The organism is Arthrobacter sp. P1_C12_2 (genome assembly GCF_056406415.1).
Genome location: NZ_JBFUAF010000010.1, coordinates 1 through 26413, shown reverse-complemented (window position 1 = coordinate 26413; position 26413 = coordinate 1). Strand labels below are relative to the sequence as shown.

At 66.1% G+C, this 26413-nt stretch carries 24 protein-coding genes; 12 read left to right on the top strand and 12 right to left on the bottom strand.

Annotation, left to right across the window (positions count from 1 at the left end; genetic code table 11):
- Window positions 1–5: 5 nt before the first annotated feature.
- Entirely contained in the window at window positions 6–410 is a 405-nt protein-coding gene (locus tag AC1DZQ_RS12230) for a type II toxin-antitoxin system VapC family toxin (RefSeq protein ID WP_476963772.1), read from the bottom strand.
- A gap of 114 nt (window positions 411–524) precedes the next feature.
- On the opposite strand from AC1DZQ_RS12230, the gene AC1DZQ_RS12225 reads away from it, so the two are divergent.
- From AC1DZQ_RS12225 to AC1DZQ_RS12210, 4 genes are all read left to right on the top strand, one after another.
- The gene (locus AC1DZQ_RS12225; RefSeq protein WP_476963771.1) at window positions 525–1322 is read left to right on the top strand and encodes a dioxygenase family protein; all 798 of its coding nucleotides are present in this window, start codon (window positions 525–527) and stop codon (window positions 1320–1322) included.
- Between the two features lie 118 nt (window positions 1323–1440).
- Window positions 1441–2298: an SDR family oxidoreductase gene (locus AC1DZQ_RS12220; protein ID WP_476963770.1), complete on the top strand. Its 858-nt coding sequence runs from the start codon at window positions 1441–1443 to the stop codon at window positions 2296–2298.
- Between the two features lie 107 nt (window positions 2299–2405).
- Window positions 2406–2912 (top strand): universal stress protein, encoded by a 507-nt coding sequence (locus tag AC1DZQ_RS12215; protein WP_476963769.1) that lies wholly within the window; start codon window positions 2406–2408, stop codon window positions 2910–2912.
- Window positions 2913–3179: 267 nt separating this feature from the next.
- On the top strand, window positions 3180–4310 hold the full coding sequence (locus tag AC1DZQ_RS12210; RefSeq protein WP_476963768.1) for a hypothetical protein: 1131 nt from the start codon (window positions 3180–3182) through the stop codon (window positions 4308–4310).
- 54 nt (window positions 4311–4364) lie between these two features.
- On the opposite strand, the gene trxB is transcribed toward AC1DZQ_RS12210, so the two are convergent.
- A complete protein-coding gene (trxB, locus tag AC1DZQ_RS12205; protein WP_476963767.1) occupies window positions 4365–5357 on the bottom strand; it encodes a thioredoxin-disulfide reductase in 993 nt (330 codons plus the stop codon).
- 194 nt (window positions 5358–5551) lie between these two features.
- On the bottom strand, window positions 5552–6193 hold the full coding sequence (locus AC1DZQ_RS12200) for a LysE family translocator (protein WP_476963766.1): 642 nt from the start codon (window positions 6191–6193) through the stop codon (window positions 5552–5554).
- Between the two features lie 339 nt (window positions 6194–6532).
- On the opposite strand from AC1DZQ_RS12200, the gene AC1DZQ_RS12195 reads away from it, so the two are divergent.
- Window positions 6533–8170, top strand: a complete 1638-nt coding sequence (locus AC1DZQ_RS12195; protein WP_476963765.1) for an MFS transporter — start codon at window positions 6533–6535, stop codon at window positions 8168–8170.
- A gap of 47 nt (window positions 8171–8217) precedes the next feature.
- On the opposite strand, the gene AC1DZQ_RS12190 is transcribed toward AC1DZQ_RS12195, so the two are convergent.
- From AC1DZQ_RS12190 to AC1DZQ_RS12175, 4 genes are all read right to left on the bottom strand, one after another.
- On the bottom strand, window positions 8218–8883 hold the full coding sequence (locus tag AC1DZQ_RS12190) for a GAP family protein (protein WP_476963764.1): 666 nt from the start codon (window positions 8881–8883) through the stop codon (window positions 8218–8220).
- 39 nt (window positions 8884–8922) lie between these two features.
- Window positions 8923–10077, bottom strand: a complete 1155-nt coding sequence (locus AC1DZQ_RS12185; RefSeq protein WP_476963763.1) for an AI-2E family transporter — start codon at window positions 10075–10077, stop codon at window positions 8923–8925.
- A 107-nt stretch (window positions 10078–10184) separates the two neighbouring features.
- The gene (locus AC1DZQ_RS12180) at window positions 10185–10571 is read right to left on the bottom strand and encodes a PLDc N-terminal domain-containing protein (protein WP_476963762.1); all 387 of its coding nucleotides are present in this window, start codon (window positions 10569–10571) and stop codon (window positions 10185–10187) included.
- Window positions 10572–10664: 93 nt separating this feature from the next.
- The gene (locus AC1DZQ_RS12175; protein WP_476963761.1) at window positions 10665–11108 is read right to left on the bottom strand and encodes a hypothetical protein; all 444 of its coding nucleotides are present in this window, start codon (window positions 11106–11108) and stop codon (window positions 10665–10667) included.
- Window positions 11109–11391: 283 nt separating this feature from the next.
- Here AC1DZQ_RS12175 and AC1DZQ_RS12170 point away from each other — a divergent pair, with 283 nt between their 5' ends.
- Complete coding sequence (locus AC1DZQ_RS12170; RefSeq protein ID WP_476963760.1) at window positions 11392–12222, top strand: class II glutamine amidotransferase; 831 nt, start codon at window positions 11392–11394, stop codon at window positions 12220–12222.
- A gap of 88 nt (window positions 12223–12310) precedes the next feature.
- Here the strand turns inward: AC1DZQ_RS12170 and AC1DZQ_RS12165 are convergent, their stop codons facing one another.
- Together AC1DZQ_RS12165 and AC1DZQ_RS12160 are read right to left on the bottom strand one after the other, a co-directional pair.
- Entirely contained in the window at window positions 12311–13807 is a 1497-nt protein-coding gene (locus tag AC1DZQ_RS12165) for a hypothetical protein (RefSeq protein ID WP_476963759.1), read from the bottom strand.
- A gap of 284 nt (window positions 13808–14091) precedes the next feature.
- A complete protein-coding gene (locus AC1DZQ_RS12160; RefSeq protein WP_476963758.1) occupies window positions 14092–14658 on the bottom strand; it encodes an ion channel in 567 nt (188 codons plus the stop codon).
- 152 nt (window positions 14659–14810) lie between these two features.
- On the opposite strand from AC1DZQ_RS12160, the gene AC1DZQ_RS12155 reads away from it, so the two are divergent.
- Together AC1DZQ_RS12155 and AC1DZQ_RS12150 are read left to right on the top strand one after the other, a co-directional pair.
- Entirely contained in the window at window positions 14811–17444 is a 2634-nt protein-coding gene (locus AC1DZQ_RS12155; protein ID WP_476963900.1) for a helix-turn-helix transcriptional regulator, read from the top strand.
- A gap of 203 nt (window positions 17445–17647) precedes the next feature.
- Window positions 17648–18100, top strand: coding sequence for a universal stress protein (locus tag AC1DZQ_RS12150; RefSeq protein ID WP_476963757.1), 453 nt, complete (start codon window positions 17648–17650; stop codon window positions 18098–18100).
- A 33-nt stretch (window positions 18101–18133) separates the two neighbouring features.
- Here the strand turns inward: AC1DZQ_RS12150 and AC1DZQ_RS12145 are convergent, their stop codons facing one another.
- The 3 genes from AC1DZQ_RS12145 to AC1DZQ_RS12135 form a co-directional block, all read right to left on the bottom strand.
- Entirely contained in the window at window positions 18134–18430 is a 297-nt protein-coding gene (locus AC1DZQ_RS12145) for a hypothetical protein (protein ID WP_476963756.1), read from the bottom strand.
- A 134-nt stretch (window positions 18431–18564) separates the two neighbouring features.
- Window positions 18565–19419, bottom strand: coding sequence for an IclR family transcriptional regulator (locus AC1DZQ_RS12140; RefSeq protein ID WP_476963755.1), 855 nt, complete (start codon window positions 19417–19419; stop codon window positions 18565–18567).
- Between the two features lie 127 nt (window positions 19420–19546).
- Window positions 19547–20800 carry a glycoside hydrolase family 1 protein gene (locus AC1DZQ_RS12135; protein WP_476963754.1) on the bottom strand — a complete coding sequence of 418 codons (1254 nt, stop codon included), beginning with the start codon at window positions 20798–20800 and terminating at the stop codon, window positions 19547–19549.
- A 374-nt stretch (window positions 20801–21174) separates the two neighbouring features.
- On the opposite strand from AC1DZQ_RS12135, the gene AC1DZQ_RS12130 reads away from it, so the two are divergent.
- The 4 genes from AC1DZQ_RS12130 to AC1DZQ_RS12115 form a co-directional block, all read left to right on the top strand.
- Window positions 21175–22731 carry an ABC transporter substrate-binding protein gene (locus AC1DZQ_RS12130; protein ID WP_476963753.1) on the top strand — a complete coding sequence of 519 codons (1557 nt, stop codon included), beginning with the start codon at window positions 21175–21177 and terminating at the stop codon, window positions 22729–22731.
- 14 nt (window positions 22732–22745) lie between these two features.
- Window positions 22746–23699, top strand: coding sequence for an ABC transporter permease (locus AC1DZQ_RS12125; RefSeq protein WP_476963752.1), 954 nt, complete (start codon window positions 22746–22748; stop codon window positions 23697–23699).
- Entirely contained in the window at window positions 23696–25795 is a 2100-nt protein-coding gene (locus AC1DZQ_RS12120; RefSeq protein ID WP_476963751.1) for a dipeptide/oligopeptide/nickel ABC transporter permease/ATP-binding protein, read from the top strand. The genes AC1DZQ_RS12125 and AC1DZQ_RS12120 overlap by 4 nt, the downstream gene beginning before the upstream one ends.
- The coding region (locus AC1DZQ_RS12115; protein WP_476963750.1) for an ATP-binding cassette domain-containing protein at window positions 25792–26413 on the top strand (622 nt) is incomplete at its 3' end. The genes AC1DZQ_RS12120 and AC1DZQ_RS12115, both read left to right, overlap by 4 nt.

Below are 26413 nucleotides of genomic sequence, written 5' to 3'. Positions count from 1 at the left end.
CCACACTATGCGGGCGTGAGCAGCGCCTGGGGTGCCGCGAGTGTCACGAGACCCCGCACTGCCCGGGAGAGCCCGGCGTCGAGGGTCACAAAGGCGTCTGCCTGAAGCCGGGCCAGGGCCACGTATTCGGCGTCGAGGGTGTCATCCCAGCCGAGTTGCTCGGCGAGCCTCCACGCGGTGCTTTGCAGGACGCGGTCGCCGAGGAGCCGGATGCGAAGGCCGCGGACGTAGTCGAGCTGACGATCCGCATCTCCCTGCGTAACGTCGCCCCGCCGGACGGACTGGTAGAGGAGTGAGAGTACCTGCGAGCGAAGGAGTGTCGGCGCCACGAGTTGGTGATCAGCTGAGACCGCCGACCTTTCGCGGGCGAGATGAAGGGCCACGTCCGGGCCAATCACGAATCGGGTCATGGTTACGGGATCCTTTCCTGGGTTGAGCAGCGGTCATCTGGCGGGATAGTCACGCCATCATGATGGCACGAGGGGAAACTTGAAGCTTCAATCAAATGCGATTATGATGGTTCCATGACTCAGACCACTGACCGCCCCCCGGTTCTCTTCCTCAGCCACGGCGCGCCGCCGCTGGCCGACGACGCCACGTGGACCCGCGAACTCAATGACTGGTCCGGCACCTTCGGCAAACCCAGGGACATTCTCATGGTCTCGGCCCACTGGGAGAACGCCCCCGTGACGCTCAGCGCCACCCGGCGGGATCCCGGCCTGGTCTACGACTTCGGCGGCTTCCCGCAGAAGTACTACGAGGTGGCCTACGACGCCCCGCAGGCGCCTGAGCTCGCTGCCGAAGTGGAGAAGCTCGTCGCCGGCCACGGCCACCACGTGGAGCGGGATGAAAGCCGGGGGCTGGACCACGGCGCCTACGTTCCGCTGAAGGAGATGTACCCCGACGCGGACGTGCCGGTCGTGCAGATGTCCATGCCGACGCTTGATCCGCAGGGGTTGTTCAACCTCGGCATGTCGCTGGGGCCCCTGCGCGAGCGGGGCACACTGATTGTCGGATCGGGATTCACGACGCACAACCTGCGCTGGTTCAATCCCGCCGGGGGACCGGACACCGCCCCTCCCGCAGCCTCCAGTGAATTCGACCATTGGGCAGAGGAGGCCATGGCGCGCGGCGACGTCGACTCCATCCTCGACTTCCTGAATAAGGCACCCGCGGCCCGGGAAGCGCACCCCCGCAGCGAACACTGGGCTCCGCTCTATGTTGCCCTCGGGGCGGCATACGGCTCCGGAGACATCCAGGCCAAGACCGCAATCGACGGGTTCTGGTTCGGGCTGTCCAAGCGTTCGTGGACCCTGACGTAGCGGCCGCACAACGTAACACGGGGAATGAACCGGACCGAGGTCCGGTTATGCCCGCCAGCGCCGGATCGCCGGCGAACCAAAACAGGACGTGGACTTCACCACTGACGAGGAGCGCAACATGACGATTGCAGTAACGGGTGCCACAGGACAGCTGGGCCGGCTGGTCCTCGACGAACTGCTCACCAGGCAGGAACCGGGTTCGCTCGTGGCCATCGTGCGCGACGCCGCAAAAGCCGGGGACTTGGTTGCCCGTGGCGTCCAGGTGCGCGTCGCGGACTATTCCGATGCCGAGGCGCTCGCGGCTGCCCTCACGGGCGTTGACAGGCTCCTGCTGGTCTCCGGCAGTGAGGTGGGCTCCCGTGTGGCGCAGCACGCCAACGTGGTCAACGCGGCCAAAGCCGCAGGCGTCGGGTTCATCGCCTACACGTCCGTCCTGGCCGCCGACACCACCGAGCTGATCCTGGCGCCCGAGCACAAGGCAACAGAGGAGCTCATCCGCGCGTCCGGGCTCGACTTCACCTTCCTGCGCAACGGCTGGTACACCGAAAACTACGCCCAGACCGTGGCCACGGCCAAGCAGACGGGCGCCGTCGTGGCCGCTGCAGGTGAGGGCCGGGTGGCCAGCGCCACGCGGGCCGACTACGCGGCCGCGGCCGCGGCGGTGCTCAGCTCCGCCGGGCACGAGGGCCGCACCTACGAACTCTCCGGCGACTACGCCTGGGACTTCAAGGAACTGGCGACGGCGATCACCCAGATCACGGGCAGGGAAGTTGTCTACCGGCCCGTCTCGGCACCGGAGCTGGTTGAGGTCCTGACGACTGCCGGCCTCGACGAGGGCACCGCGGGATTCCTCGCCGCCCTGGACACGGACACCGAGGCCGGTCTGCTGGCCACCGTCACGGGCGAGCTGTCCCGGCTGATCGGACGGCCGACGACGCCGCTGTTGCAGGCTCTGGCGTCCGTCGCCGCGAGCTAATACGCACTGTACCGGGAGACCGGAGTAGGCATAATGAAGGCGTGGATTCCCACTACGCCCTCGGGGGATAGACGCCCGGCGGGTGCGAGCCTCGACTGACAGGACCCATGGAAACTCCCGGTGATTTTGAGCAGGCCGGGGCCGGCGAGTGGTCGGACGGCCCGCTGGTTCTCGGTGTGCCGTGGGAATTCGAGGAGCGGCTGGTACGGGCCGCGGCCGGGCTGGCCGCGATCATGGGGGCGCACTTGATTTGCGCGTTCGTGGACCCGGCGAGCTATCTCACGGAGTGGGAGCCCGCCGGAGTCCTGGATGGCACCTCCCTGGATCCTGCCCCGAATGTCGAAGCCGAATACCCAACGTCGCAGCTGCTGAGCGGCCTTGAGGGCATTCTGGGCCCTCCCGGCGGGGCATGGTCCTTCCGGGTACTGAACGGGGAAGTGGCCCACGCCCTGGGCCGGCTGGCGCAAAGCGCGGACGCGGCTGCGCTGATAGTCGGCGGGCAGCGGCCCGGGCGGATTGCCCGGGTGGGCCGGCTCCTGGAGGGGTCGGTCGGTGTTTCCCTGACCCGTCTGCAGGCCAGGCCCGTGCTGATCGTTCCGCATGCGGGTCGGTGACCCAGCCGCCGGCCGTGCGGCGGTCCAACAAAGGCGGACTAATACAGGCGGTCCCCTTAACTAGGGGCCAGCGGCGCGGGTTCATCCGTTCTGGGTGACGGCCCGGGACCGCCGCCGCCATAGCGTTGGATTACCGCCGGTGTGCGAGCGCCCGGGATGCGTCGATTCCGGCAGCGGATCAGGCCCAGATCCATTCGCTGGAGCAGAACGGGCTGCCGCTGACGGCGAAACTGCACGACCGACAACGTCAGCGAATCGAAGTGAGTGATGGTAGACCAGAACAAGCCAGCAGCCGTCACGTCAGAGGCGCGGGCGCTCTTCATAGGCAGCGCCGCCTTTCTCGTCCTGGGCGGCATCGCGCTTCTGCTGATCGGGCGGGAACCGGTGCCGTTGTCCGGACGGGGTTCGGTCGGTGACATTGCGGCGATCGGCACGGCAGTGGTGGGCGCCGGGGCGGTGGTGGCAGGTTGCCTGCAACGCCGTCCGGCTGTGCCACCGGAGGCCCGCGGGGGAGGCCGGATCCGCACGTCCATCGACATCGCCGCGCTCGCGCTGGCGCACGCATGCATCTTCCTGCTCGGCTGGCTGGCGCTCTTTTCGCTTTTCCAGCAGGCGTTCATCGGCGCTGTGGTCTACCCCTTCGCGGCCGCTGTCCTTGTCGGCACCACGGGAGCCATCAGCGCCTACAGCGCCTACCTCTCCGCGCTCAGCATGACCGCCTACCGGCTCGCCGCCCTCCTCGCCGGCTTCCTCGTCACCGGCCTCCTCACGAGCATGCTCACCGCAGAGAACCCGCTGTGGTGGCAGGAGAACCTCAGCGCCCTCGGCATGAGCTCCGGCGTCTCCGGCGTGGCGTTCAACTTCACCCTTATCGTCGCCGGCGTCGTAGTCTCCACGCTGGCGGGATATGCGACGGCGACTCTCGCGGCGACCGCGAAGTCCCCGTCCGCGCTGCATAGGGTGAGACTGCTCGAGGGCGGGATCGCCCTCATCGGCGTCTTACTGGCCTGCGTGGGATTGTTCCCCGTCGATGAGCGCTTCGGGCTCCACACCCTGGTCGCTTCCGGCATGGCGGTGGTCTTCGCGTCGCTCATTGTCCGCATCCGCACGCTGGTGCCCTCCATCTCAGCGACCTTCGCTGCGCTGGGGTGGCTCTTCCTGGCAGTCATCGTCGTCGCCGCGGTGATGTGGTTCCCGGTGGGCTACTACAACCTGACCGCGGTGGAGCTCATCGCCGCGTCGCTGATCTTCGCCTGGCTCATCATCCTGATCCGCAATCTCGCAGCCGTCGATGCCGACCAGCTGGAGGCGAACCTGTCGGTCCGGCCCCTGTCAGCGCCGGCTGAGCCTGCGGACCGGCCAGTTTCCGCAGCAGACAGCGCGGCCACCGAACCGTAAGTGCCGCCGGCCCGGGCGGTGCCTGGTTTGGGAGCGCCGGTGTTTAGGAGTGGCCTAGGAGTGCGTGGGTTCTTCCACCAGCGCGGTGGCGATGCTGTCGGCGTCGTCGAGTGCGGAAAGGAAGCGTTCGGCGTCCAGGGCCGCGGCGCAGCCGGTGCCGGCGGCGGTGATGGCCTGGCGGTAGCGGTGGTCCACGGCGTCTCCGCAGGCGAAGACCCCGGTCAGGTTGGTGACCGTGGTGGGAGAGTCCACCTGGATGTAGCCGTCGGCATCGAGGTCTATCTGGCCGGCCAGGAGCTCGGTCCGGGGCACATGCCCGATCGCCACGAAGATGCCCGTGGCGGCCTGCTGCCGGGATTCGCCTGTGCGGGTGTCGGTCAAGGTGACGCCGGTGACCTTGCCGTTGCCGTGGATCGCGGTGACCGCGGAGTTCCAGGCGAAACGGATCTTGGGGTTGTCCTTTGCCCGCTGGGCCATGATCCGGGAGGCGCGTAGTTCGCCCTTGCGGACCACCACGGTCACTGATTTGCCGAAGCGGGTCAGGAACGTAGCCTCCTCCATCGCCGAGTCGCCGCCGCCGACCACGATGATGTCCTGGTCGCGGAAGAAGAAGCCGTCGCAGGTGGCGCACCAGGACAGTCCGTGCCCGCTGAACTGCTTCTCCTCCGGCAGGCCCAGTTCCTTGTACGCCGAGCCCGTGGCGAGGATGACAGCGGGGGCCTCATGGGTTTCGCCGGCCCCGGTGACCACACGCTTCAGGTGCCCGGAGAGCCGCACCTCGGTGACGTCGTCGAACACCACCTGCGCGCCAAACTTTTCGGCCTGCTGCTGCAGGCCGTCCATCAGCTCGGGGCCCTGGATGCCGCCGGGGAAGCCGGGAAAGTTTTCCACCTCGGTGGTATTCATGAGGGCGCCGCCGGCGGTGACAGAACCGGCGATGACGAGCGGCTCGAGCCCGGCACGGGCTGCATAGATCGCCGCGGTGTAGCCCGCGGGGCCGGACCCGATGATTATCAGCTTCTCTGTTGTCGCGGTTGCGGCGCTCACGGTCGGGCTCCTTCGGTGGCGGTTACTTGGCGGGGGTCAAGGATGTGATCAGGGCCTCGACGCGGGCCCGGTAGTTGGGCGGACGTGTCGCAGGCATGTGCTGATCATCCCGCCCTGTGGGACGCTTATCAACGCTCCCGGGTTGCTTCGGAGTCCAGACACGTCCAACGCCGCACCTGGGCTTGCTCGGGCAGCTAGGCGGAGACCAGCGTCTGTGTCAGGATCGTTCCGCCAACTCCGGCCAGGACAGCGCCTGAACCCCCGACGACGATCCGGCTGGTTCGGGGCCGTGCGAGGAAGCCGGTGACCTTCTTGAGCGCGCTGAGCACGAGCACGTACCAGGCCAACGCGATCACGAGAAAAATGCAAGCCATCAAGGCGTGCTGGGCGAGGGGCGGCAACGGGGCGAGATTGAATTGCGGGAACAGGGACAAGTAGAAGACGGCGACCTTCGGGTTAAGCAAGTTGCTCACCATTCCCTGCACGAAAGGCGAATTCCCGCCACGCTGGCGTCCTGCCGCCAGCGCCGGGGGTTGGCTGGGTTTGGGATTTCTGGCGAATGCCTCTGCGAGCGCCCGGGCACCAAGGTAAAGCAGGTACGCGGCCCCGGCGATCCGGATTCCGGTCCCAATGGCCTCCGAGGCCCCCAGCAGCGCCGTGACGCCGAGCACGGCCAGCGCGGCAAGAATTGTGTTGCCCACCATGATTCCGGCCACGGCTGTTGCCGCCGCTCGAGGGCCGCGGGCCGCATTCCTGAGGACGAGCGCAAAGTCGGGGCCGGGCACCAGGACCACAACGAGGCAGGTCAGCACAAAGGCCGCCAGTTGTTCTAGCATCTGGGATTTCCTCCGGGTCAAGCTCTGGCGGTGGGGGGTGAAAGTCTGTCCGGCAACGAAACCCCGGCAGCCTTCTACGTTAGGCCATCCCGGGCAGGACCGGAGCGCAGCCCCGCCTCGTCCCCGGCGGAGGGGGCCGAAACCTCACCCGCTGGGCATGATTCGGTCTTGACGCCGGACAGCTAACTTTGCAGCAGCATCACATTACGGTGGGCTCTGGTGGGATGCGCCTGCAGGACCATGCCCAAGCGTGAACTGCCCGGTCTACTCCAGAGGAGGCGACATGTCCGGTTGTGTGGTGGACCCGAACGAGGCAACGAGCGTGAGAGGTGGCCCGCGATGACCTCTCCTGACGACGCCGGCACTGACGACGCCGGCACTAACGACGCCGGCACTAACGACGCCGGGAACGAACCGGTGCAATTCAACCAGAAACTCGCGCTGCTGCTGGCGATGGCCATGTTTGTGCTGGTCGTCGACACGTCGATCATGAACGTCTCGATCTCCGCGGTGGTCAAGGACATCGATAGCACCGTCAGCGACCTTCAAGCGACAATCGCGCTCGAAGCGCTGGTGTCGGCCGCCTTCATCCTGATCGGCGGCAAAGTGGGCGACCTGATCGGGCGTAAACGCGCCTATATCCTTGGCCTCTGCGCCTATGCCATGGGCGCCATCGCGATGACGCTGGCCCAGAGCATTGTGCCGATCCTCATCTTCTGGGCATTGATTGGCGGCCTGGGCGCTTCGCTCCTGCTTCCGGCCATGCAGTCCCTGATCCACGGCAACTTCGACGGAGCGGCCCGGAAGCGGGTCTATGCCGTCGTAGGGGCATCTGCGGCGATCGCCGCCGCCGTCGGACCCCTGATCGGCGGTTTCATCACCACGTTCCTCTCCTGGCGCGTGGCCTTCCTGCTGGAAGCCGTCATCATCGCGGTCGTATTGTCCGGAATCAAGCTCGTTAAGGATGTGCCGTACACGGGGCCACGGGAGTTCGACGTCGTTGGTTCGATCCTTTCCGTCGTGGGCATGGGCGGCGTCGTCCTCGGCATCCTGGTCTGGCAGGAGGGCGGCGAGGCTGTTGGCGCCCTCATCATCATCGGCGCCGCCGGCCTTGTCAGTCTGTTCTATTGGCTCGTGCGGCGCGAGCGTCTTAACAAGCCGACGCTCCTGGACCCGGGGCTTCTCCGGTTACATGCCTTCCGGCTGGGCGCCACGCAGCAAATGCTTCAGCAGATTGCCCTCGGCGGCACCATGATCGTGCTGCCGATCTACCTTCAGATGGTGCTTGAATACAACGCCCTGCAGGCAGGGTTGTCCATTTCGCCGCTCTCGCTCAGTATGTTCGGTATCGCCATGCTCGCTGGCCGGAGGGCGGGGGCGCGACGCCCGGCCAGCATCATCCGGTGGGGCTTCATCCTTCTGATGGTGGGACTGCTCGCGATCCTGCCGGTCGTGCCCCGCGCGGACTCCGGTTGGTGGCTCCTGATCCCGCTGGTCATTGCCGGCTGCGGTCTGGGGCTGTTGGTATCGCAGTTGAACAACTACACCTTGTCCCCGATCTCGGACGAACGCGTCAGTGAGGCCGCCGGCRTGAACTCGGCAGCGGGCTCGTTCGGACTCTCTTTCGGGCTTGCGTTTGCGGGAGCGATCATGCTTGCCTCGCTCTCGATCATCTTCACCAGCCTGGCAACGTCGAGCACCGTGCTCCCGCCCGCCGAGCAGCAGCAGGTTGCGCAGGTCCTTGAAGAAGACGCGCAAATAATGAGTAACACCGCGCTTGCTGAACTCCTCGCCGGTCAGCCGCCGGCGATCCAGGACGAGATCATCCGGATCAACACCGAGGCCCGGCCGATCGCCTTGCAGATAGGCCTGCTCATTCCGATACTCGCCAGCATCACTGGCCTGCTCATCTCCTTCCGCATGATGCGGCTTCCCGATCCCAAGCCCTCCGGGGGCGAAGGCGTGGTCCTGGGCTGAGCCTCCCGACGGCCGCGACTTGGGCCTGATCTGCGCGGCGCCTCCGGTCAGAGTTGCAGGAGGCTGTAGCCGACGATCAAGAGCCCGATCGCCAGGGTGACGATCGCCGCTATCTTGCGTCCGTGGCGCTGCAGCCAGTCGTAGAGGGCGGTCAAGGGCGCTTGGGCGCGCTCCGGAGAGTGCAGCCACATGACGACCGGAACGACGACGGCGGACTGGGCCACGGCGGCGTAGGCGAGGACCAGCAGGCTCCCTTCCAGCGGCGGCAGTTCCTGGACACCGATCACGGCACCTGCCGTGACGGCCAGCAGGATTGCCTTGGGACGAAGGTTCAAGCCCAAGCCCAGGACGACGAATTCCCAGGGCGGGGCGGAGTGGAACCGTGACTTCAATTTGCCAAGCATGGCGTTCTCCTGCGTGCTCTTGCTCAGGAGGAGGTACACGGAGTACGCAATCAGAAGTGCACCGATCACAATGGCAAACTGGGCCACTAATTCGTCCTTGCGCAGGCGCGGCCTGACGGGCAAGAATTGCAGCCCGACCGCCGACAGGCCCACGAGCACAATCGAACCCGCAAGGCTGCCGATCAGGAAGGGAAGGGCGCCGCGGCGTGGATTTGGCGAGAGCAGAATCATGATCGTCACACTGACAGGCACGGTGCTCATCGCCCCGGCGAGGGCGAAGAGCACCAGGCTGGTGATGGTGCTCATCATGCGGCTCTCACCTGCCTCGGGCAGCACCCTGGCGGCACGTCATGCCTTCGGTGCGCTGCTGGTGTCGGGACGGCCTGGTCGCGGCCGTCCGCGGCGGGCGCGGATCGCCTCGTCCTCTTGCTTGAGGAGCTGTGCCACATCCTTCTGATCGCCCGTCATTGGCCGCCACCACGCGATCTTAGGATCGGAATCGAGCAGGATGGCGCGAACGAAGAGCGTCAGGGGGACGGCGAGGATGGCACCGGTCGGACCCAGGACCACGGCCCAGAAGAGGACGGAGATGAAGGTCAGAGTCTCGCTGAGCGACACAGCGTTGCCCACGTACTTCGGTTGAATGATGGACTGAATGACGCTGTTGATCCCGCCATAGATGACGATGATGGTCACGACGGTCGGCCAGCCACCGGTGAGGAATCCAAAGAAGAGCGGCGGGATGATCGCGATGAAGTAGCCAATGTTGGGGATGAAGCTGCAGATGAAGGACAGCAATCCCCAGAGCAGTGCCCCGGGGACTTGAAGGATGACCAGGAACAGCCAGTTGAACAAGCCTTGGGCGAGCCCCAGGACCGTGGTGGCGACCATATAGCGGCGCACGCCGGTTCCGTAGCCGTCAAGAGCGGCGACCAGTGCCGGCCGGTGGTAGTTCAGATGGGTCAGGATCACCGGTACGCGCGAGCCGTCCATTGCCATGAGGATGAGCATTGTCAAAATGATCACGAGGCTGGCCACCAGGCTCGCGATGCTCCCCAGGAGGCCGCCGAGGAACCCCAGGATACCTCCCGGAGTAACCCCGTTCAGGACTTCCTGGGCTTGCTCAGGGCCAAAGCCCAAAGATTCCAGCGAGCTGGCAATCGTGGCGCCGAGCTGCGCCATTTGGGGGGCGTATTGCGGCAGCAGCGCGGAGAACTGGGCGAGCGAGGCAATGAAGACTACAGCAAAGGCGGTCAGCAACCCGAAGACGGCCGCGATTGTAGTCCCAGTGGCAAGTCCCCGGGAAATTCCTCGAGCCTGCATCCAGCGGCGGATGGGATGGACACACAGCGTGAGCACGAACGCAAAGAACACCGGGGTGACAATTCCCCGTATCGCACCAAGGCCGAAAGTCACGACGGTCGCGCCAGCTAGGGCGAGCAGGATGGTTACGCTGCGGGGGAGGGCCGGACGTGGATCGGATTCCGATGATGCCGGCTCCATTGAGCCCTCCTTGCTTCAGCCTGGTTCCACCTTAGAGGCGGGGAAAAGTGCTGTGTAGTGAGTTCATTGTGGCTTGTTCCCCGGCTACTAGGGATCCCCAATCTGAGTCAGACGACTGCTTTGCTCTTAATCCGGTTGAACTCCTCCGGAGTGATGGTTCCAGCGTCCATGAGCGCCTTGGCCTTGGCGATCTCCTCGGTCGGGCTCGTTGTGGCCACTTGGCGAATGTAGGCATCTGTTTCAGCCTGGCTCTGGCGGGCCCGCTCCATTGACCGCTCCGCCATTCCCTTGCCGCGCGCAATCATGTACGCCAGCACGGACAGGAGCGGTACAAAGACCAGGAAGAGGATCCAGACGGCCTTCCACCATCCGCTGAGTTCGTGGTCACGAAAGAGGTCGCCGATCACCATGAACAACGCCCAAAGGAAGGCGAAGAACGCATAGAAGATGAACAGCCACCAGATAAAATCCCAAAAGTTCTCGAAGAAACTCATTTTGGCTTCCCTACTTTCATTTGGCGAGCGTTGTTTGTGGACGAGGCTCTGGGCGGGGGATGAGATCAAATGTCCGAGTTTCGGGCGGCCGTCCTAGCACTTGGCTTCATTCGAGAGGTCGCTGACGGCGGCCTGCACGTTTGCGGCTTCGTCCCGCAGGGAGTCGACTGCCTGGGTCAGGGTGGCGGTGTCGGGAACGGCGTTGACTGCGGCAGCAAACTTCTGTTGCGCAGTCTTGACGGCATCGACCCGTGCTTGGGCCGCGTCACCGGCCGCCGCGAGGAGATCGTCATAGGCTTTCTTGACCTGATCCCGGGCCGACTGGATCTGCGCCACCGTGGCACCTGGCTTCAGCGTGTCCTTGAAATTCGTCAGCGATGCGGAGAACGCATCGGAGGCAGCGCAGACCGGTGAAACGCTTGCCGTCGGGCTCGCGCTGGGGCTGCTGCTAGGGCCCGAGGTGCTGCAGCCGGCGAGCAGCGCGACCGCCGCCCCGAGCGCGATCATTCGCGCGAGGACTGCTTGTGGTTTCGACATTGGAGGCACCTCTCCATAGGCTTTCGCCTGGCAGCCCAATCACTGGCAGGTACCACCAGTGTTGGGTGAGGGGCCCGCATGCGCGTCACCCGCCGGGGGTGATCCTTGGGCGCTGCTCTCCGCGCCCGGCGGGCCGCTGACCAGCGGGGACGCGGTGGGGGGACTGTCGTGCGTTGGGGGACCCAATTTCCACCACCACCCAGCTGCCCGAATCACCCCGGGGTGATGATGTGCCCGCTCCGCCGCCGTGATGGACTGCTGTCCAGAACAGAGGGAGGATGCCATGTGCCGTTGGCTAGCGTATTCGGGTTCGCCGGTGCTACTGGAGGAGCTGTTGTACAAACCCACCAACTCGCTCGTGATGCAGAGCAAACACTCACGCCTGGGAGCCACGACCACCAACGGCGACGGCTTCGGCGTGGGCTGGTATGGTTCAGCACCGACCCCCGGGGTGTTCCACAGCACGGAGCCGGCCTGGCACGACCGCAACCTCCGCGAATTGTCCGCCCAGGCATCGTCCGGCCGCGTCTTCGCGCACATCCGTGCCACGACCGGCTCGGCAGTCCAACAGACCAACTGCCATCCGTTCCGTCACAACCGCTGGCTGTGGATGCACAACGGGCTCCTCACGGATTTTCCGACCATGAAGCGCGACTTGGCCTTCGCCGTCGAGCCCTCGCTCTTTCCGCTGATCGAGGGAGCCACAGACTCGGAGCTGTTCTTCTTCCTCGCGCTCACCTTCGGTCTGGAGCAGGACCCGCGCGCTGCGGTCGCTGCCGCGGTGGGGCTCATTGAAGAGGTCGGCCGGCGCCACGGCATCGATTTTCCGCTTCAGATGACTGTGGCAACCACCGACGGCGACACCACCTGGGCGTTCCGCTACTCCAGCGAAGGCCGGTCGCGATCGCTTTTCCACAGCACCGACATCGCGACCCTTCGCGCCCAATACCCGGACAACCCGTTGCTTCATGACCTGGCGGACAACGCGCGCCTGGTCGTCTCCGAACCGCTGGGGGACCTGCGCGGGGCGTGGCGGGAAATACCCGAGGCTACCTGCGTGGTGGTGCACGGCGGCGGGGAAGACCTGTTCGACTTCTCGCCGACCGCTCCCTAGTGCCGGCTGCGGCTGCCCCATAAGTGCCGGCTGCCACTTAGCGCCTGCTGCCCGGCGCGTGGCCGGCGGTCCCCGCCGGGCCGTCACCTCAGGCGCCAGTCCCTCCGGAGTCGGGCAAGCGGGGGATGGGAGTCGTGGGATACGTGTCATCGGGAGGGCCGCCCGCAGTGACGGACTCACCGCCGGACTGGACACCAGACTCACCCCCGGGCTCGGCACCAGACTCGCCGCCGGGCTCCTCGACGCCCGGCACGCCGGCTACGGCCGGCCTGCACAGCAGTTCGACCACGAGAATGACAAGCAGGGCCAGGACGGCCGTCCATATGGCGACGGCCGCCGTCGGATCCTGCCAAAAGATCAGCACCAGCACGGCGATTCCGACGACGGTGGCTTCGATGATCCGCCGGTAGCGAGCCAGCCAGAGCTGCCATGGCTTGGCCTGGCCGCCGCCGATCTTGCCGGTGATGTAGTCGCCCGCAGTCGCCAAGCCGTGCCGGACATACTCGGCAGGACGCGAGTGGCCGCTCAGGAAGGCTGCCAGGGCAATCAGTAGTCCGACGACGAAGACAAGGCGCAGGGTGTTGCGCAGCGGTACCAGCATTGCCTCGACCAGGCTTTCGGCCGCCGCGGGGGAGACGGCACTCGACGGAATCGAGTTCAGGACGTAGCTACGCCCGATCACAAGGCACAGCGCCAGCACCGCCATCGACACCGCCACTGCCAAGCCGACGCCGCTCGTCGTGCTCCGTCTCCGGCCCCGGGGGGCAACGGCAATGGCACCCACGGCGCTAAGCAGCGTCAGCCAAGCCAATATTGGGCCGAGTCGATCCAGTGTCCGGATGGTTTCCGTGGCACGGACCAGTTCCGGAGACTGGAACAGGGCGATCTGCGCGTCAACTTCCGGGATCCTCGAGGCGATGTCCACCCCTTGTTGGACAAGGAGAGTCTTGACCCGGGCAATGATCTCTTTCGTGGAAATCGACACGGTGCCGTTCTCGTCAATACTGACGGCGCCTCCCGTGCTTCCCGTGGCAAGGTTGACCAACCCCTGGTGCGCGACCCGGTTCACCTGGATCCAAAGGTCCTGGAACTGCGGCGTCGCCACGAATCTGGCAACGGCGGTATGGATCAGCGTCTTGGTCTGCTCCGCAATCATCGGCGCCAGCCCGGTAATCACGGCCGCTACGCGGGGCGCACTTTTGCTGAGCTCGTTCAATGCATCCCGTGTGATGGTCTGAAAGTCCACAGCGTCGGTGATCTGTTGGGTGACCTTGTCGGCGATTTCGGCCTGGATCGCAGGGTCGGAGGCCAACGGTGCGACAGTGGCCACGTAGCGGTCGGTGTCGATGACTTCGCTGCGTAGGTATAGGGCCGGAACGGTCGCGAATGCCAACAGGCCAGTGAGAACCACCAGCACGATTGCAACAATGCGTCGAGCCAGCCCCGGATGCCTTACAGATTGCCTCGGGGGAGCCTTGCGGGCAGCGTCCTGTTCCTGCTGGAGTCGGGCAACCTCGGCCCGTAACCGCAGGATTTCTTCCTGTTCCGGGCTAGCGGGGCCAACGGGCTGATCGTTCAGCGACATGAGGGGATCCGCCTTAGCTTTTTGTTCCGCGGCTGGGCATTCACGGCTATTTTCATTGTTCACTCGGCACGCCGGTCCAGCCCCACCCACACAGGGTGATCTGTCACGCCGTGGAAACGCCCGCCACGGACGCCGCTACGGGGTGGACCCGCGCGTCGGACGTGCAGATCGACGGACCGATCCCGGCACTGCCAAGGAGGGCGTGTGCCCGCTCCTTCATATCCCGCAAACTATTTGGCCGGCCGGCACGTTTTCATCCGTTTCGGGTGATGACGGCGGCTGGTTCAGGATTCGCTGCCCAGACGCTGCCCGGCTGCGAAGAATGCCACCTTCGCGATCAGCAGAAGGGCCCCGAGATCGGCAATCATTTGGACGGACACCACCGCCCTCGCCAGTTGGCTTACCGGAGTAATGTCCCCGAACCCGACCGTGGCAAACGTGGAAGTGGTGAAGTAGAGGGCGTCCGTTCGGCTCAGGGGCTCGCTAAACGACGTAGCGGACGTGATCGACATTGATGTGTACAGCAGCGCGAAGAGACACAGAAACATCAACAGGGTCTCGGCGACAGCCGCGGCCGCCCGGACTCTCGGGATATGCGCCACCAGTATCAGCCGCAATTGAATCGCCAAGGCTGCGAAAAAAACCAGTACAACACCCGCCAGGCGGATCCAGGCGCCCGCGGGATCGGCGTCATTGAATCCCCCCACGGGAACAACGAAATACAGGGAGAGGACCACAACCGAAAATGCGACCAGACGCGCGATCGCGAAAATAATGACCCGCCTTCGGCCGGCCTTGTCGAGGTCATGAAGGAAAATCGGGTCTGTCGGGCTGCCGTGCTTCGAAGGCATGACTGATGATACCGCCGGGTCTGCAATTCGTGCCGTGCCGCATTCGGGTCGCCAAAATCGCCGTTTTGCCGCGCTACGGAGTGGCGCACAAGGGGTCTTTGCGCCCTGTTGGTGCCCTTTTGCGCCCACCTAGCATGTGGAATGTGAGAGATATGCTAAACGCCGAATGGGTTCCGGGTCCACAGTTCAAGATCCGCCCACCTGTGCGCGGCCTCGGAGCGTTGGAGCGTCCACGTCTGGAAAGCGCCTTGTCCGCGGCCGCCGATTCGCATCGCCTGACTCTCGTCGCGGCCCCGGCCGGGTATGGCAAGTCCACGTTCTTGGGTGATTGGGTCCGCAAGTGCGATCTGCCCTGCGCCTGGCTGTCGCTGGACCGGTTCGACACGCAGCCCGCGAGGCTGTTTCACGGCGTCGTCGGGGCGATCCAATCGGCGGCCAGCAAGCTGCCGCTGCCCGGGACCGACGCCCTCCTGGCTCTTGACCCGAGCCTTGCCCACGACCGGGCGGCCTCCTACGACCTTCTCCTCGGGGCACTCGAGCACCTCACCGAGCCGATTGTCCTGGTGATCGACGACGTCCACTTGGCCGGACCGGGGCTGGCGAACGGAATCGTCGGCGTGCTCGCCGCGTCGGCGCCCCCCTCGCTGCGGCTGGTCCTCTCGGGCCGTGGCCATACGTCCATCCAGCTCGAAAGGTTCCGGTACGGCGAGGGACTGGGTGAACTTCGCGCCGCCGAACTTGCCTTCACGCGCGAGGAAGTTGCCCAGTTCGCCGGTGCGCTCGGTCAAGATCAATCGTTCGACGCCGGGTCGCTCTGGAAGATGACCGCCGGCTGGCCTGTGGCCGTCCACGCCAGCCTCGTCTCGTTGGCGCAGTCCCGCAACGCGCCGCTTGCAACGCCAGGCTCCGCGCCTACGCACGTCCCGCTCGCGGACTACGTTGCCGAAGAAATCCTCGACCAGATCGAACCCTCGCTGGCCGAGTTCATCCTGCGGGCCACTACCAGCGACTGGCTCGGACGCCGGCTCGCCGTCGAGCTCGAAGGCCGTCCCCACGGCGGCGTGCTGCTTGAGGAATGCCTCCGCAACGGGCTCTTCATAGAGGAGCACGAATACCGTGCCGGAGAATCCATGTTCCGGTGGCATTCCCTCTTCGCGGCGCAGTGCCGCCGGATCCTGCAGCGTCGCGACCCGCTGCTCGCCGAGCGCCTGCACCGCGTGGCGGCGCGGTATTACCAGGACGCCGACGTCGTCGAAAGCGTCGCCCAGGCGCTGCAAGGGCGCGCGCCCCGGCAGGCTGTGATTTCCCTCGGCGCCCATTGGCTCGAGTTCCTGCTCGGAAACGATGTGCAGACCCTCGAACGGCTGTGCCTGGACCTGCCCGCACCGTGGGGCGAGGATCCGGAGATCCTGATGATCCGATCGGTCTGCCGTGACCTTTCCGGCGACAGCACCGCGGCGTCCGAGCTCACCGACCGGGCGCTGTCGCGGACCTTCGTGCTGGACGCGATTCGACGCCGGAGGCTGGACAGTTACCGGGCACTCTACGAGCCGCTGCCTGCCGACGGCCGGCCGGATCTGCGCACCGAGGCGGACGATGACCGGTCCACGACGGACATTTCCGGAGATGGCCGTTCCGGCTCCTTCTCGACAGGACTCTTCCTGCTGGCCCAGGCGGAGTTTCGGCTGCACCGCACCGGCGAACTCGCGACGGCGCTGCTCCAGGCAACGGGAGCCACAGGCACCCCGGAACAGCTGGAAGTGGTAGAAATCTGCGCCCAGGCCGAACTCGCCTTGGCGCACGCCATCGCCGGTAACCTCGTGAGCGCCGACGAACTTGCCACGTCGTCGTTGGAGCGGGGAGAGGCGCTCGGTTGGGGTTCGCGGCAACGGATGGCTCCGGCGTGGCTGGCACGTGGCATTACGTGTTACTGGAATGACGATCTGACGGCTGCGCGGACCTGCCTGACCAAAGCCCAGCGATTGGGCAGCGAACTGTTCCCGACGGGGCCGCTCAGCGCCATCTATCGGGTCTTGGTCGATTGCGGTACGGGCGATCTTGCCGGGCTCGCCGACTCCAGCGCGGCGCTGGAGTCCTTTCACGGGCGGGGACGCTACGCCGGGTCGTGGAATGCCCTGGACACCATCGCGGTGGCGAAGATCGCCGAAGCCAGGGGCGACCGGGACGGTGCCTTGCGGGCCGTCCAGCCTCTGGGCGCGGGAGGGCATGGCGCCTTGGCGGATACGCTGCTGGCGGAGTTGCTGCGTCGCGAAGGGGACATTACTGCTTCCCAACGCTGTGCCGAGTCATTGTCGGATCGCCGCGGTAGCTCGTATATCGACACCTGCCTGAGCCTGACCGAGGCGATCATGGCCCATGGAACCGGAGATACTGCGGCGGCACACGAGCGTATTGAACATGCACTCTTCCGTGCCGAGCCCGAAACAGTCCTGCGTCCTTTCGCCGAGCGGAGAGAGGAATTGGCGGATCTGCTCGTGCAGCACGCTGTGTGGGGCACCGCGCACGAGTCCTTCATCGCAGCGCTGATGGCGCGCGAGGCGCAGGGTGAGACCCACCTTCGTGCGCAGTCCTACTGGAACCTGACCGAACGCGAACGCGAAGTCCTTTCCTATATGCGCTCCATCATGACCGCGGCCGAAATTGCCGAGGCGTTGTACATTTCCGTGAACACGGTCAAGACCCACGAACGGTCCATTTACCGCAAACTCGGGGCGGTAAGCCGGCGCGACGCGCTCAAGACGGCCGCCAAGCGCGGCATCGTCTGAACAACGCGGCAGCCTTGGTGCACTGCGCGGCGGGGCGCCGGAATTTCACCCGGACCGGGTGAGGCAGCGGTTCGGCGGAGTTCGGGGATGAGATGGCAAAGCCGCCTTGAAGATCATGCGCCGGTCAATTCAGTACGGCGGTTTCTTCTCGGGTGGGTCAGAGGCCCCTAGGCGCCGCAAGCAGGCAGTGAAAGTCTGGAACCATGAAAAAAGTTGATCCCTTTGTGATCGTGATCGGATTTGACGGCTCGAAGCAATCGCATGAGGCCCTGGCCTGGGCTGTTGAAGAATCCCGCTACCGCAATGCTGAACTCCGGGTCGTGACGGTCTGGAACAAGGCGCCGATGGCGTGGTACCCGGCGATGCTGGAAACCGCGGCGGGCGAAGTCGTGGCCGAGGACTCCCCGGAGCAGCAGGCTGAAGCGCTCAGCGCCGAGGCTGCGAAATCCGCAACCGGTGTCAACGTCGTGACACGGACCGTCAAGAACGACTCGGCGGCGTCGGCATTACTTGAGGCCGCACGGGAAGCCGACCTGGTGATCGTCGGCTCCCGCGGCCACGGCGGCTTCGCCGGACTGCACATCGGATCGGTCTCCGCCCAAGTGGCCAGCCACTGTCCGTGCCCTGTCCTGGTGATCCGGCCGAAAACCTCCTGAGCCCCGGTGTGACCCGGGGCGCGTCACCAGGCGCTATGGCATGACCTTGTAGAGGTCGATCACCGTCTCTTCGGGCGGAGCGGCGAATCCGCCCTCAATACCTGCCTGCATCCGGGGCATGAGGATCGTGTCCCGGAATTTTTCCCAACTTTCCTTCGATTCGTGGACTGCCATGATCGTCCAGCCACCCGCGGACGCCCCGGCGGCGTGGAAAATCTGGCCCTCGGGCAGGATCCCCGCGCCCGGATGTACGACTGCAAGCGACGCCTCGTACTGTTCTTTGGTGCCTCCCGGGAAATAGTGCACGATTCCGTAGGGCGTGGTCTCCATAACGACTCCTAGGCTTGTGGATGGGACTGGACAAGGCCAGTCCTAGACTCCGCCACCGGGCAAGTCAAGTGGTCGCGCAAGCAAGCGAAGGCCCGGCACCCAAGGCTCCGTTCTCAGCAGTTGGCGTGCTGAGTTCAGCCGTCAGACAGGGTCCGGACGTCTTCGGCCAACGCAGCCCGGTAGCCAAGGTTTCGGGATACTGCCCTCGCGGTGGCCATCACGGCCGGAGCCAGCACGTTGGGCGGGGTGGTCCCGTCCGGAACCACGATCGACAGCGCGGCCACCACCGCGCCCTGGGCATCAAAAACGGGCGCCGCAACGGAAACGGTCAGCGAGGGCGCGGACCTGCGGATCATGGCAATTCCCGTCCGGTGGACGTCGGAGAGGGTGCGCCGCAGTTGGCCCTCCGGCATGACAGCCACGCCAGGTTCCGTCTCCGCGGGTTCCTTCAGGATCTTTTCCTGGAAGGCGGCATCCGCGCCGGCCATCAGAACCAGGCCGACAGCCGTGGAGCGCAGGGGGAGCCGGCCGCCCACCCGGTAGGCAACTTCCGTGGCCTGCTTGGAGGAGAGCCGCTCGACCAGGACGGCCTCGTTCTTGTCCCGCACGGCCAGCAACACGTGATGGCGCGTCACCTCGAAAAGGTCCTCCAGGTAGGGCAACGCGATTTCGCGGATGCCATGGCCCCTCGGGGAGAGGGACGCTATTTCCCACAGCCGGACGCCCACAACGTAGCGGCCGTCGTCGAGCCGTTCCAAAGCGCCCCAGGCGACCAACCGGGCAATGAGGCGCAACGCCGTCGGGGCGGGCATCTGCGCATAACGCGCCATTTCGGACAGGGTCAGGGCCCGACGGCGGTCCGTGAAGACAGCGAGCAGGCTGAGGGCCCGGTCGATCACCGGTTCGCCCTGTTTGGGCCGCTTGCCGCGCGCGGGAGCGGGGGTTGCGGGCCCGGCTCTTTCCGGATCCCTTTCCGGGACTGCTGTCATTTCAAACCGTTCCTAGTTCGTCGCCAGTGACCCCCACCACAATAGTGTTTCGCCCAATGAAACTCCTAGCCGGTGCTCCATGGCTGCGGCACTGTTGAGGTGGGGCGTCGACTGCGCCGGCGTCAGTTCAAACGGACTCAGTCACCCTCCTCCGTGCCAGGTTGCCGAGGAACTTGGCGCTCTCCTTCGGCGTCCGTTCCTGCGTGGTCCGGTCGACGGCGATGAGGCCGAACTTCGGCCCGTAGCCAAAGATCCATTCGAAGTTGTCGAAGGCTGTCCAGGCGATGTAGCCGCGGACGTCGATGCCGTCGGCCAGACAGGACTCCACGCCGGCTACCGCCGTGCGGAGGTAGGCCAGCCGCTGGGCGTCGTCGTCGGTCGACAGACCGTTCTCCGTGACGATGACGGGGATGCCAGCGATGGCGGCCGCCTCCCGGATGGTCGCTTCGAGGGCCTCGGGGTAGATTTCCTCGCCCATCTGGTTCGTCGCGGCTCCCTCGGGGGCCGGCATCACTCCGTCCGGACCGAAGACCGTCCGGCCGTACGTTTGGATCCCCACGAAGTCGTCGTCGCGGGACGCCACGAGGAATCGTTCGTTGACCTCTCGACGGATCCTGTCCGCCCGATCTTGGCCGCCTTCGGCTGCCTGGATGTCGGTGTTTGCCAGGGTCCACCCGACCGGGAGCTCCGGCCTGATTGCTTTGATGGCGGCCCGGCCCTGCTGGTGTGCCGCGAGCTTGATGTCGAAGCCGGCCTCGGAGACGGTGAACTGGAAGGGTGCCACGCGGCTAGCGTCGATCCCGAGCCGGTCTGCTGCGGCCGCCCACAGCGGAACCTCTGCCCTGCGTTCGGGGGCCTCGCCGCCCAGGCCGAGCTCCTTGAGCAGCCACGGGAGGTTGGGCTCGTTGAGGGTGCAGGCGACGCCGATGAGGTCGCCGAGGTGCCTCATGGCCCGGTCGCAGTAGCGGGCGAAGAGTTCGGGGGTCTGTGGGTCCTCCCAGCCCCCGGCCGCCAGGAGCCATCTGGGCGAAGTGAAGTGATGGAAGGTGACTACGGGCGTGAGCCCGTACTCGTGGCAGGTCTCCAGCATGCGGCGGTAATGGTTAAGTTCCGCCACCGAGAAGTAGCCTTCCTCGGGCTCGATGCGTGCCCATTCCAGCGAGAAGCGGTAGCTGGTGAACCCCAGGCCGGCAATCAGCGCAATGTCCTCGCGGTATCGGTGGTAGTGGTCGACGGCGTCCCCGGACGGTTCGGCGAAGATTGTTCCGGGGAGCCTCTCCAGGAACCAGCAGTCACTGTTGACGTTGTTTCCCTCGACCTGGTGGGCTGCCGTGGCGACGCCCCACAGGAAATCGTGCGGGAAGGCAAAAGAGTCGGTCATCTGGTTCCTTTCGATCTGAGCGCCAAGCGACTGTGCATGGGCTGACTGTCCATCCTCCGCGGTCAACGCCAGGGGAGGGGCGGCCGTTTTCATTGGTTGAAAGGCTCATCGCTGCTCCGGCGGACATTGCGCGTCCATTCGAGGGCCGTCCGGAGTGACCCCGACCACAATACTTTTCCAATCAATGACATTCTCGTGTTTCCGTTTGAGGCGTCGCCGTGATCCTTGAGTGAGCCGGTCACCGAGACCCATCTGACGAGAGGGGCACCGGCGCAACGGCCCGGAAGCCGGTCACGGACGATCGGCATACAGGCCGCCAAGCTCCTCCGGATGTTGACCCCCGTTTGCTTAGAAAGAATGCGAAGGCGCACTACATGAAACTTCTGAACTCCACCGCACGACGGAGCGCGGCCGTTCTGGCCGGAGCGCTTCTGCTCAGCCCGCTGACCGCCTGCGGCGGCTCCGGCCAGGCTGCCTCCGCCGTCGACAAGAGCACCCTCACGATCGGCGTCGAGAGCGACAGCGCGTCCTTCGGTTTCGACCCGCTGCGGGTCTCCGACGCCCAGCGTCAGTTCTTCGAAGGCCTCTACGACAACCTCATGACCCTCCAGCCGGACGGCTCCGTCGGTCCGGGCCTGGCCACCGGATTCAGCTACAACGCCGACAACACGGTGCTCACGCTGACGCTCAAGCAGGGCGTGACGTTTACGGACGGGTCCACTCTCGACGCCGCCCTCGTGAAGGCCAACTTCGACCGCCGCACGGATCCGGCCCTCTCGGCGTACTCCGCCATCGCCAAGGGTGGCGCCCAGGAAGTGACGTCCGTGAAAGTGGTCAGCCCCACCCAGGTGTCCCTGACCTTCGCCAAGGCGCAGCCGGGATTCGAGAAGAACCTGACCTCCACCCTCGGCATGATCGTCGGCAAGGCCGGGGCCGCGGACACAGCCAGCCTCGCCGCCAAGCCGGACGGCTCCGGTCCGTACACCCTGGACTCCGGAACCACAGTGAAGGGCAACAAGTACGTCCTGCAGAAGAACGACAAGAGCGCCGACGCCGCGAAATACCCGTACACAAAGATCGTCTTCAGCGTCATCCAGGACCCGCAGGCCCGCGCCAACGCCATCGTCTCCGGTCAGGTGGACGTCGCCCAGCTGACCTCACCCACCGTTGACTTCGTCAAGGCCAAGGGTGTGGGCGTCTCCCAGATCGGCGGCACGGTCCAGACCATGGTGGCCTTCGACAAGACCGGCAAGACGTCGCCGGCCTTCGCCAGCGAAAAGGTCCGCCAGGCGTTCCAGTACGCCATCAACCGGCAGGCCCTCGTCGATGCCCTGCACAAGGGTGACATCGCGGCGTGGAACGCCCTGCCCAAGGATTCAGCCGGGTTCACGGACACACTGAACTCACGGTTCGCCTACGACCCCGCCAAGGCCAAGAGCCTGCTGGCTGAAGCCGGTTACGCCAACGGCTTTGAATTCACTATCGTCGCGAGCGCCACCACGCAGACCGACCTCCAGGCGGTCCAGAAGGACCTGGCCGCCGTCGGCGTCACCATGCAGGTCAAGATGGCGACGTCGACAGACGAGGCGTTCGCCGCCGTCGCCACCACCCCGCTCGGCTACGCGCCGCTGGGCTGGGACAACCCGGTGGGCCTGATGTACGGCGCGATCCTCAACGGCTTCACCAATGTCCAGAAGGCCACGGACGATCAGCTCAGCGCCGCCACCGGCGAGGTCGCCGCCGCCAAGGACGATGCCGCCCGGAAAGCGGCGCTGACCAAGCTCAACACCCGGCTCGTCGAATCCGGCTGGATGATCCCGCTCTTCGAATCCCTCACCAACCAGGGCTACAACACCAAGAAGGTAAAGGCGGTGGAGTTCGCCGGCAGCAACGTCTACCCGCTGCTCTCGTCCTACGCCCCGGCCAACTGACCACCCCCTGCCCAATGGAGGTCAACATGGCGATTTACGTCGCAAAGCGCCTGCTCATGGCGCTGGCCACCGTGCTGGTGGTCGCGGTGCTGGCGTTCCTCTTGGTGCACGCAATGCCGGGCAGCCCCGGAGCCGTGTCCCTCGGCGCCGGCGCCACCCAGCAAGCCATTGACGAGGTCAACGTCAGGCTCGGCTGGTCCGATCCGCTCGCCGTCCAGTTTTTCCGCTGGCTCGGCAGCGCCGTGCAGGGGGACTTCGGGGTGTCCCTGATCGACGGCCGGTCCGTGAGCGCAGACCTGGCCAGCAGGCTGCCGGTGACGGCGGCCCTCGCGGCCGGAGCCACGCTCCTGAGCGCCGTGCTCGGAATCGGCCTTGGCGTCACCGCCGCCGTCCGCGGCGGTCTGGTCGACCGGATCGTCGGAGCCGTCTGCGGCCTCGCCGTGGCACTGCCGGCCTTCTGGATCGGCATCATCTTCGTGTATCTCTTCGCCGTTCAGTCCTCGGTCTTTCCGGCCACCGGCTACGTCCCCTTTGAGGTCTCACCCCAGGATTGGGCCCTGTCCCTGGCGCTGCCGGTGATCACCCTCGCCGTGGGCGGTGCGGCATTCATCGCCCGCCAGACCCGCGCGTCCATGCTGGAGGCGCTGCAGCAGGAACATATCCGGACCCTGCGGGCGACGGCAACCCCCACCTGGAAGATCCTCTACATCCACGCCCTGCGCTACGCCAGCCTGCCGATCGTGGCCGGCATCGCCCTGCAGTTCATCGGACTGTTCGGCGGTTCCGTGATCGCCGAGCAGCTCTTCGCCATGCCGGGCCTCGGCCAGGCAGTCCAGACCTCCGTCAGCACCCACGATGCCCCGTCCGTGCAGGGCGTGGTGGTGGTCGCCACCGTTGTGGTGGTGGCCGTGAACCTAGTGCTGGAACTCGCCACCAAGTTTCTCGATCCGAAGTTGCGTGCCTCATGATCCCCAATGTCGCTCCCGCCCCCGTCCCCGCCACCGCGAATGCGGAAGATTCAGACTCAGGCGGAGCAGCACCGACCAACACCGCCAGGCGCCGTCCCGGGCCCGCTCCCAAGGCCGCGTTCGCCCGGATTCCGGCCCACCGCCTGTTCGCGGCACCCGGTGCCGTGGCAGGAGTGCTCTGGCTGGTGGCCCTGGTGGTTGCCTCCCTCGCGGCGCCGTGGTGGCTGCCGTACAAGACCGAGGACCAGGATTTCGCCGCCATCTTGTCCGGTCCCACCGCCGTCCACTGGCTGGGCACCGACGAACTCGGCCGGGACCTCCTCAGCCGCATCTTCGCCGCGGCCGCCGGCACCCTGGGGACGTCGCTCATCACGGTGATTGTAGGCGTCGGACTCGGCACCATCCTGGCGATGGTGGCAGCCGGCGGAGACCGGACAGAAGGAGTGATCAGCCGCGTCACCGAGGTCATGATGTCCTTGCCCGGCACGGTGATCATCCTGGCGGTCATCGGTGCCGTGGGCACGAACATTCCCGCCGTCATGGCGATCCTGGGCGTGCTCATCTCGGCGGGCATCTACCGCGTGATGCTGGGCCAGGCCACCGCGCTGCAGTCACAGCTCTATGTCGACGCCGCCAAGGTGGACGGCGTGAGCACACTCGGCATTAGCCTGCGGCACGTGCTGCCCGGGTTGAACAACACCATAGTGGTGCAGTCCGCCCTCATCTTTGCAGTCGGCATGCTCATCCAGGCCGGCCTGGCGTTCATCGGCTTCGGCCCGCCCATCCCGCAGCCCAGCTGGGGCGGCATGATCCAGGGCGCATCCCAGCACGTCTACGACGCACCCTGGCTCATGGTCCCCACCGGCGCGGTCCTGGCGCTGACGGTCCTCGCCGCCAATGCGATCGGCAATGCCCTGGCGAAGGCCCCGAATGCCACGCCAGCGCACCTGCCGTCGGCAGCGGCGCGCCGCCAGCGTGCCAGTGTTGTTGCCGATGCAGGTGCAGCAGCGGGCGCCGCGGCTTCGGCTGCCGGCACGGGAGCCATCCCGGTGAAAGGCCAACTGAGCGTCCGCGGACTCTCCGTAGGGGTCGACGGCGGAACTCCGCTGGTCACGGGCGTCTCGTTCGACGTCGAACCGGGAACCGTGCTGGGCCTGGTGGGGGAGTCCGGCTGCGGTAAAACCATGACGGCGCTGTCGCTGCTGGGGCTGCTGCCCGCCGGGGTGTCCGCCACCGGCGGTCAGATCCTGTGGAACGGCAAGAACCTGGCCGCCGCCACGGAGCGCGACATGGAAGGCATCCGCGGCCGGGACATCGCCCTGATCTCGCAGGAACCCATGCGGGCCCTGGACCCCATGTTCACCGTGGGCTACCAGCTCACCGCGGCCATCCGCCGGCTGCGGAAGGTGGGCAAAGCCGAGGCAGGTGCCGAAGCCCTCGGCCTGCTCGAAAAGGTGGGCATCGTGGACGCCAAACGCATCCTCAAGACCTACCCGCACCAGATCAGCGGCGGCATGGCTCAGCGCGTTGCCATCGCCCTCGCGCTGTCCGGCCGGCCCCGGGTGCTGGTGGCCGATGAACCCACCACAGCGCTGGACGTCACTGTGCAGGCCGAAATCCTCTCGCTGCTGCGCTCCCTGGTGAAGGACACTGGGATGTCCGTGGTGATGGTGACGCACGACCTGGGCGTCGTGGCGGACATCTGCGACAACGTCGCCGTGATGTACGCCGGCCAAGTGGTGGAAAGCGGCCGGACCGCCAGCATTCTCGACAACCCCCGCCACCCTTATACCTTGGCGCTGCTGGCCGCCGACCCGCACGCCAACACCGCGGCGGACATGCCTGAACGGCTGGCCACCATCAGCGGCCAGGTTCCGCAGCCAAAGGACTGGCCCACCGGCTGCCGCTTCATGGCGCGGTGCCAGTTCGCCGGCTCCGCGTGCGCCGCCCCGGTGCCGCTGCTGTCTTCCGGCTCGGGGGACGGACTGGTCCGCTGCGTCAAGGCGGACGAACTGGCGGTGGAGGGCCTGGAATGGCTTGCCACCGAAGTGCCCACTCACCGAGTACTGAAAATCGTCGAAAAGGACCTGGCATGAGCATCGAGACGGCAGAACGGCAGGACACGGCGCCAGTTGCGCCGGAGCAGCCCATGCTGGAGGTCAAGGACCTGCTGGTCCGGTACGGCCGCGGCCGGAAAGCTGCAGCAGCCCCGGCAGCGGTGGATGGCGTCAGCTTCTCCATCCGTCCCGGCGAGACCGTCGGCCTGGTGGGCGAATCCGGCTCGGGGAAATCCACTATCGGCAAGGCGATCCTTGGCCTCCAGACGAGCGCCGGCGGCACCATCAGCTACCAGGGTAAGGACATCACCCATGCCGGTGCTGCAGAGCGCCGCGCCCTCGGCGGTGAACTGCGGGCGGTCTTCCAGGACCCCAACTCCTCGCTGAACCCGCGCCAGAGTGTCGGTGCTTCGCTGGCGGAACCGCTCCGGATCCGTGGAGTTACCGCCGCAGTGGCGCGCGAGAAGGCCGAAACCATGCTCGAACGCGTGGGGCTGCCACGCGAGGCGGTGGACCGCTACCCCAGCCAGTTCTCCGGCGGCCAGCGCCAGCGGATCGCCGTTGCCCGTGCCCTGATCTGCGAACCGAAGCTCGTGGTGTGCGATGAGGCCGTCAGTGCCCTGGATCTCTCCACCCAGGCCCAGGTGCTTAACCTCC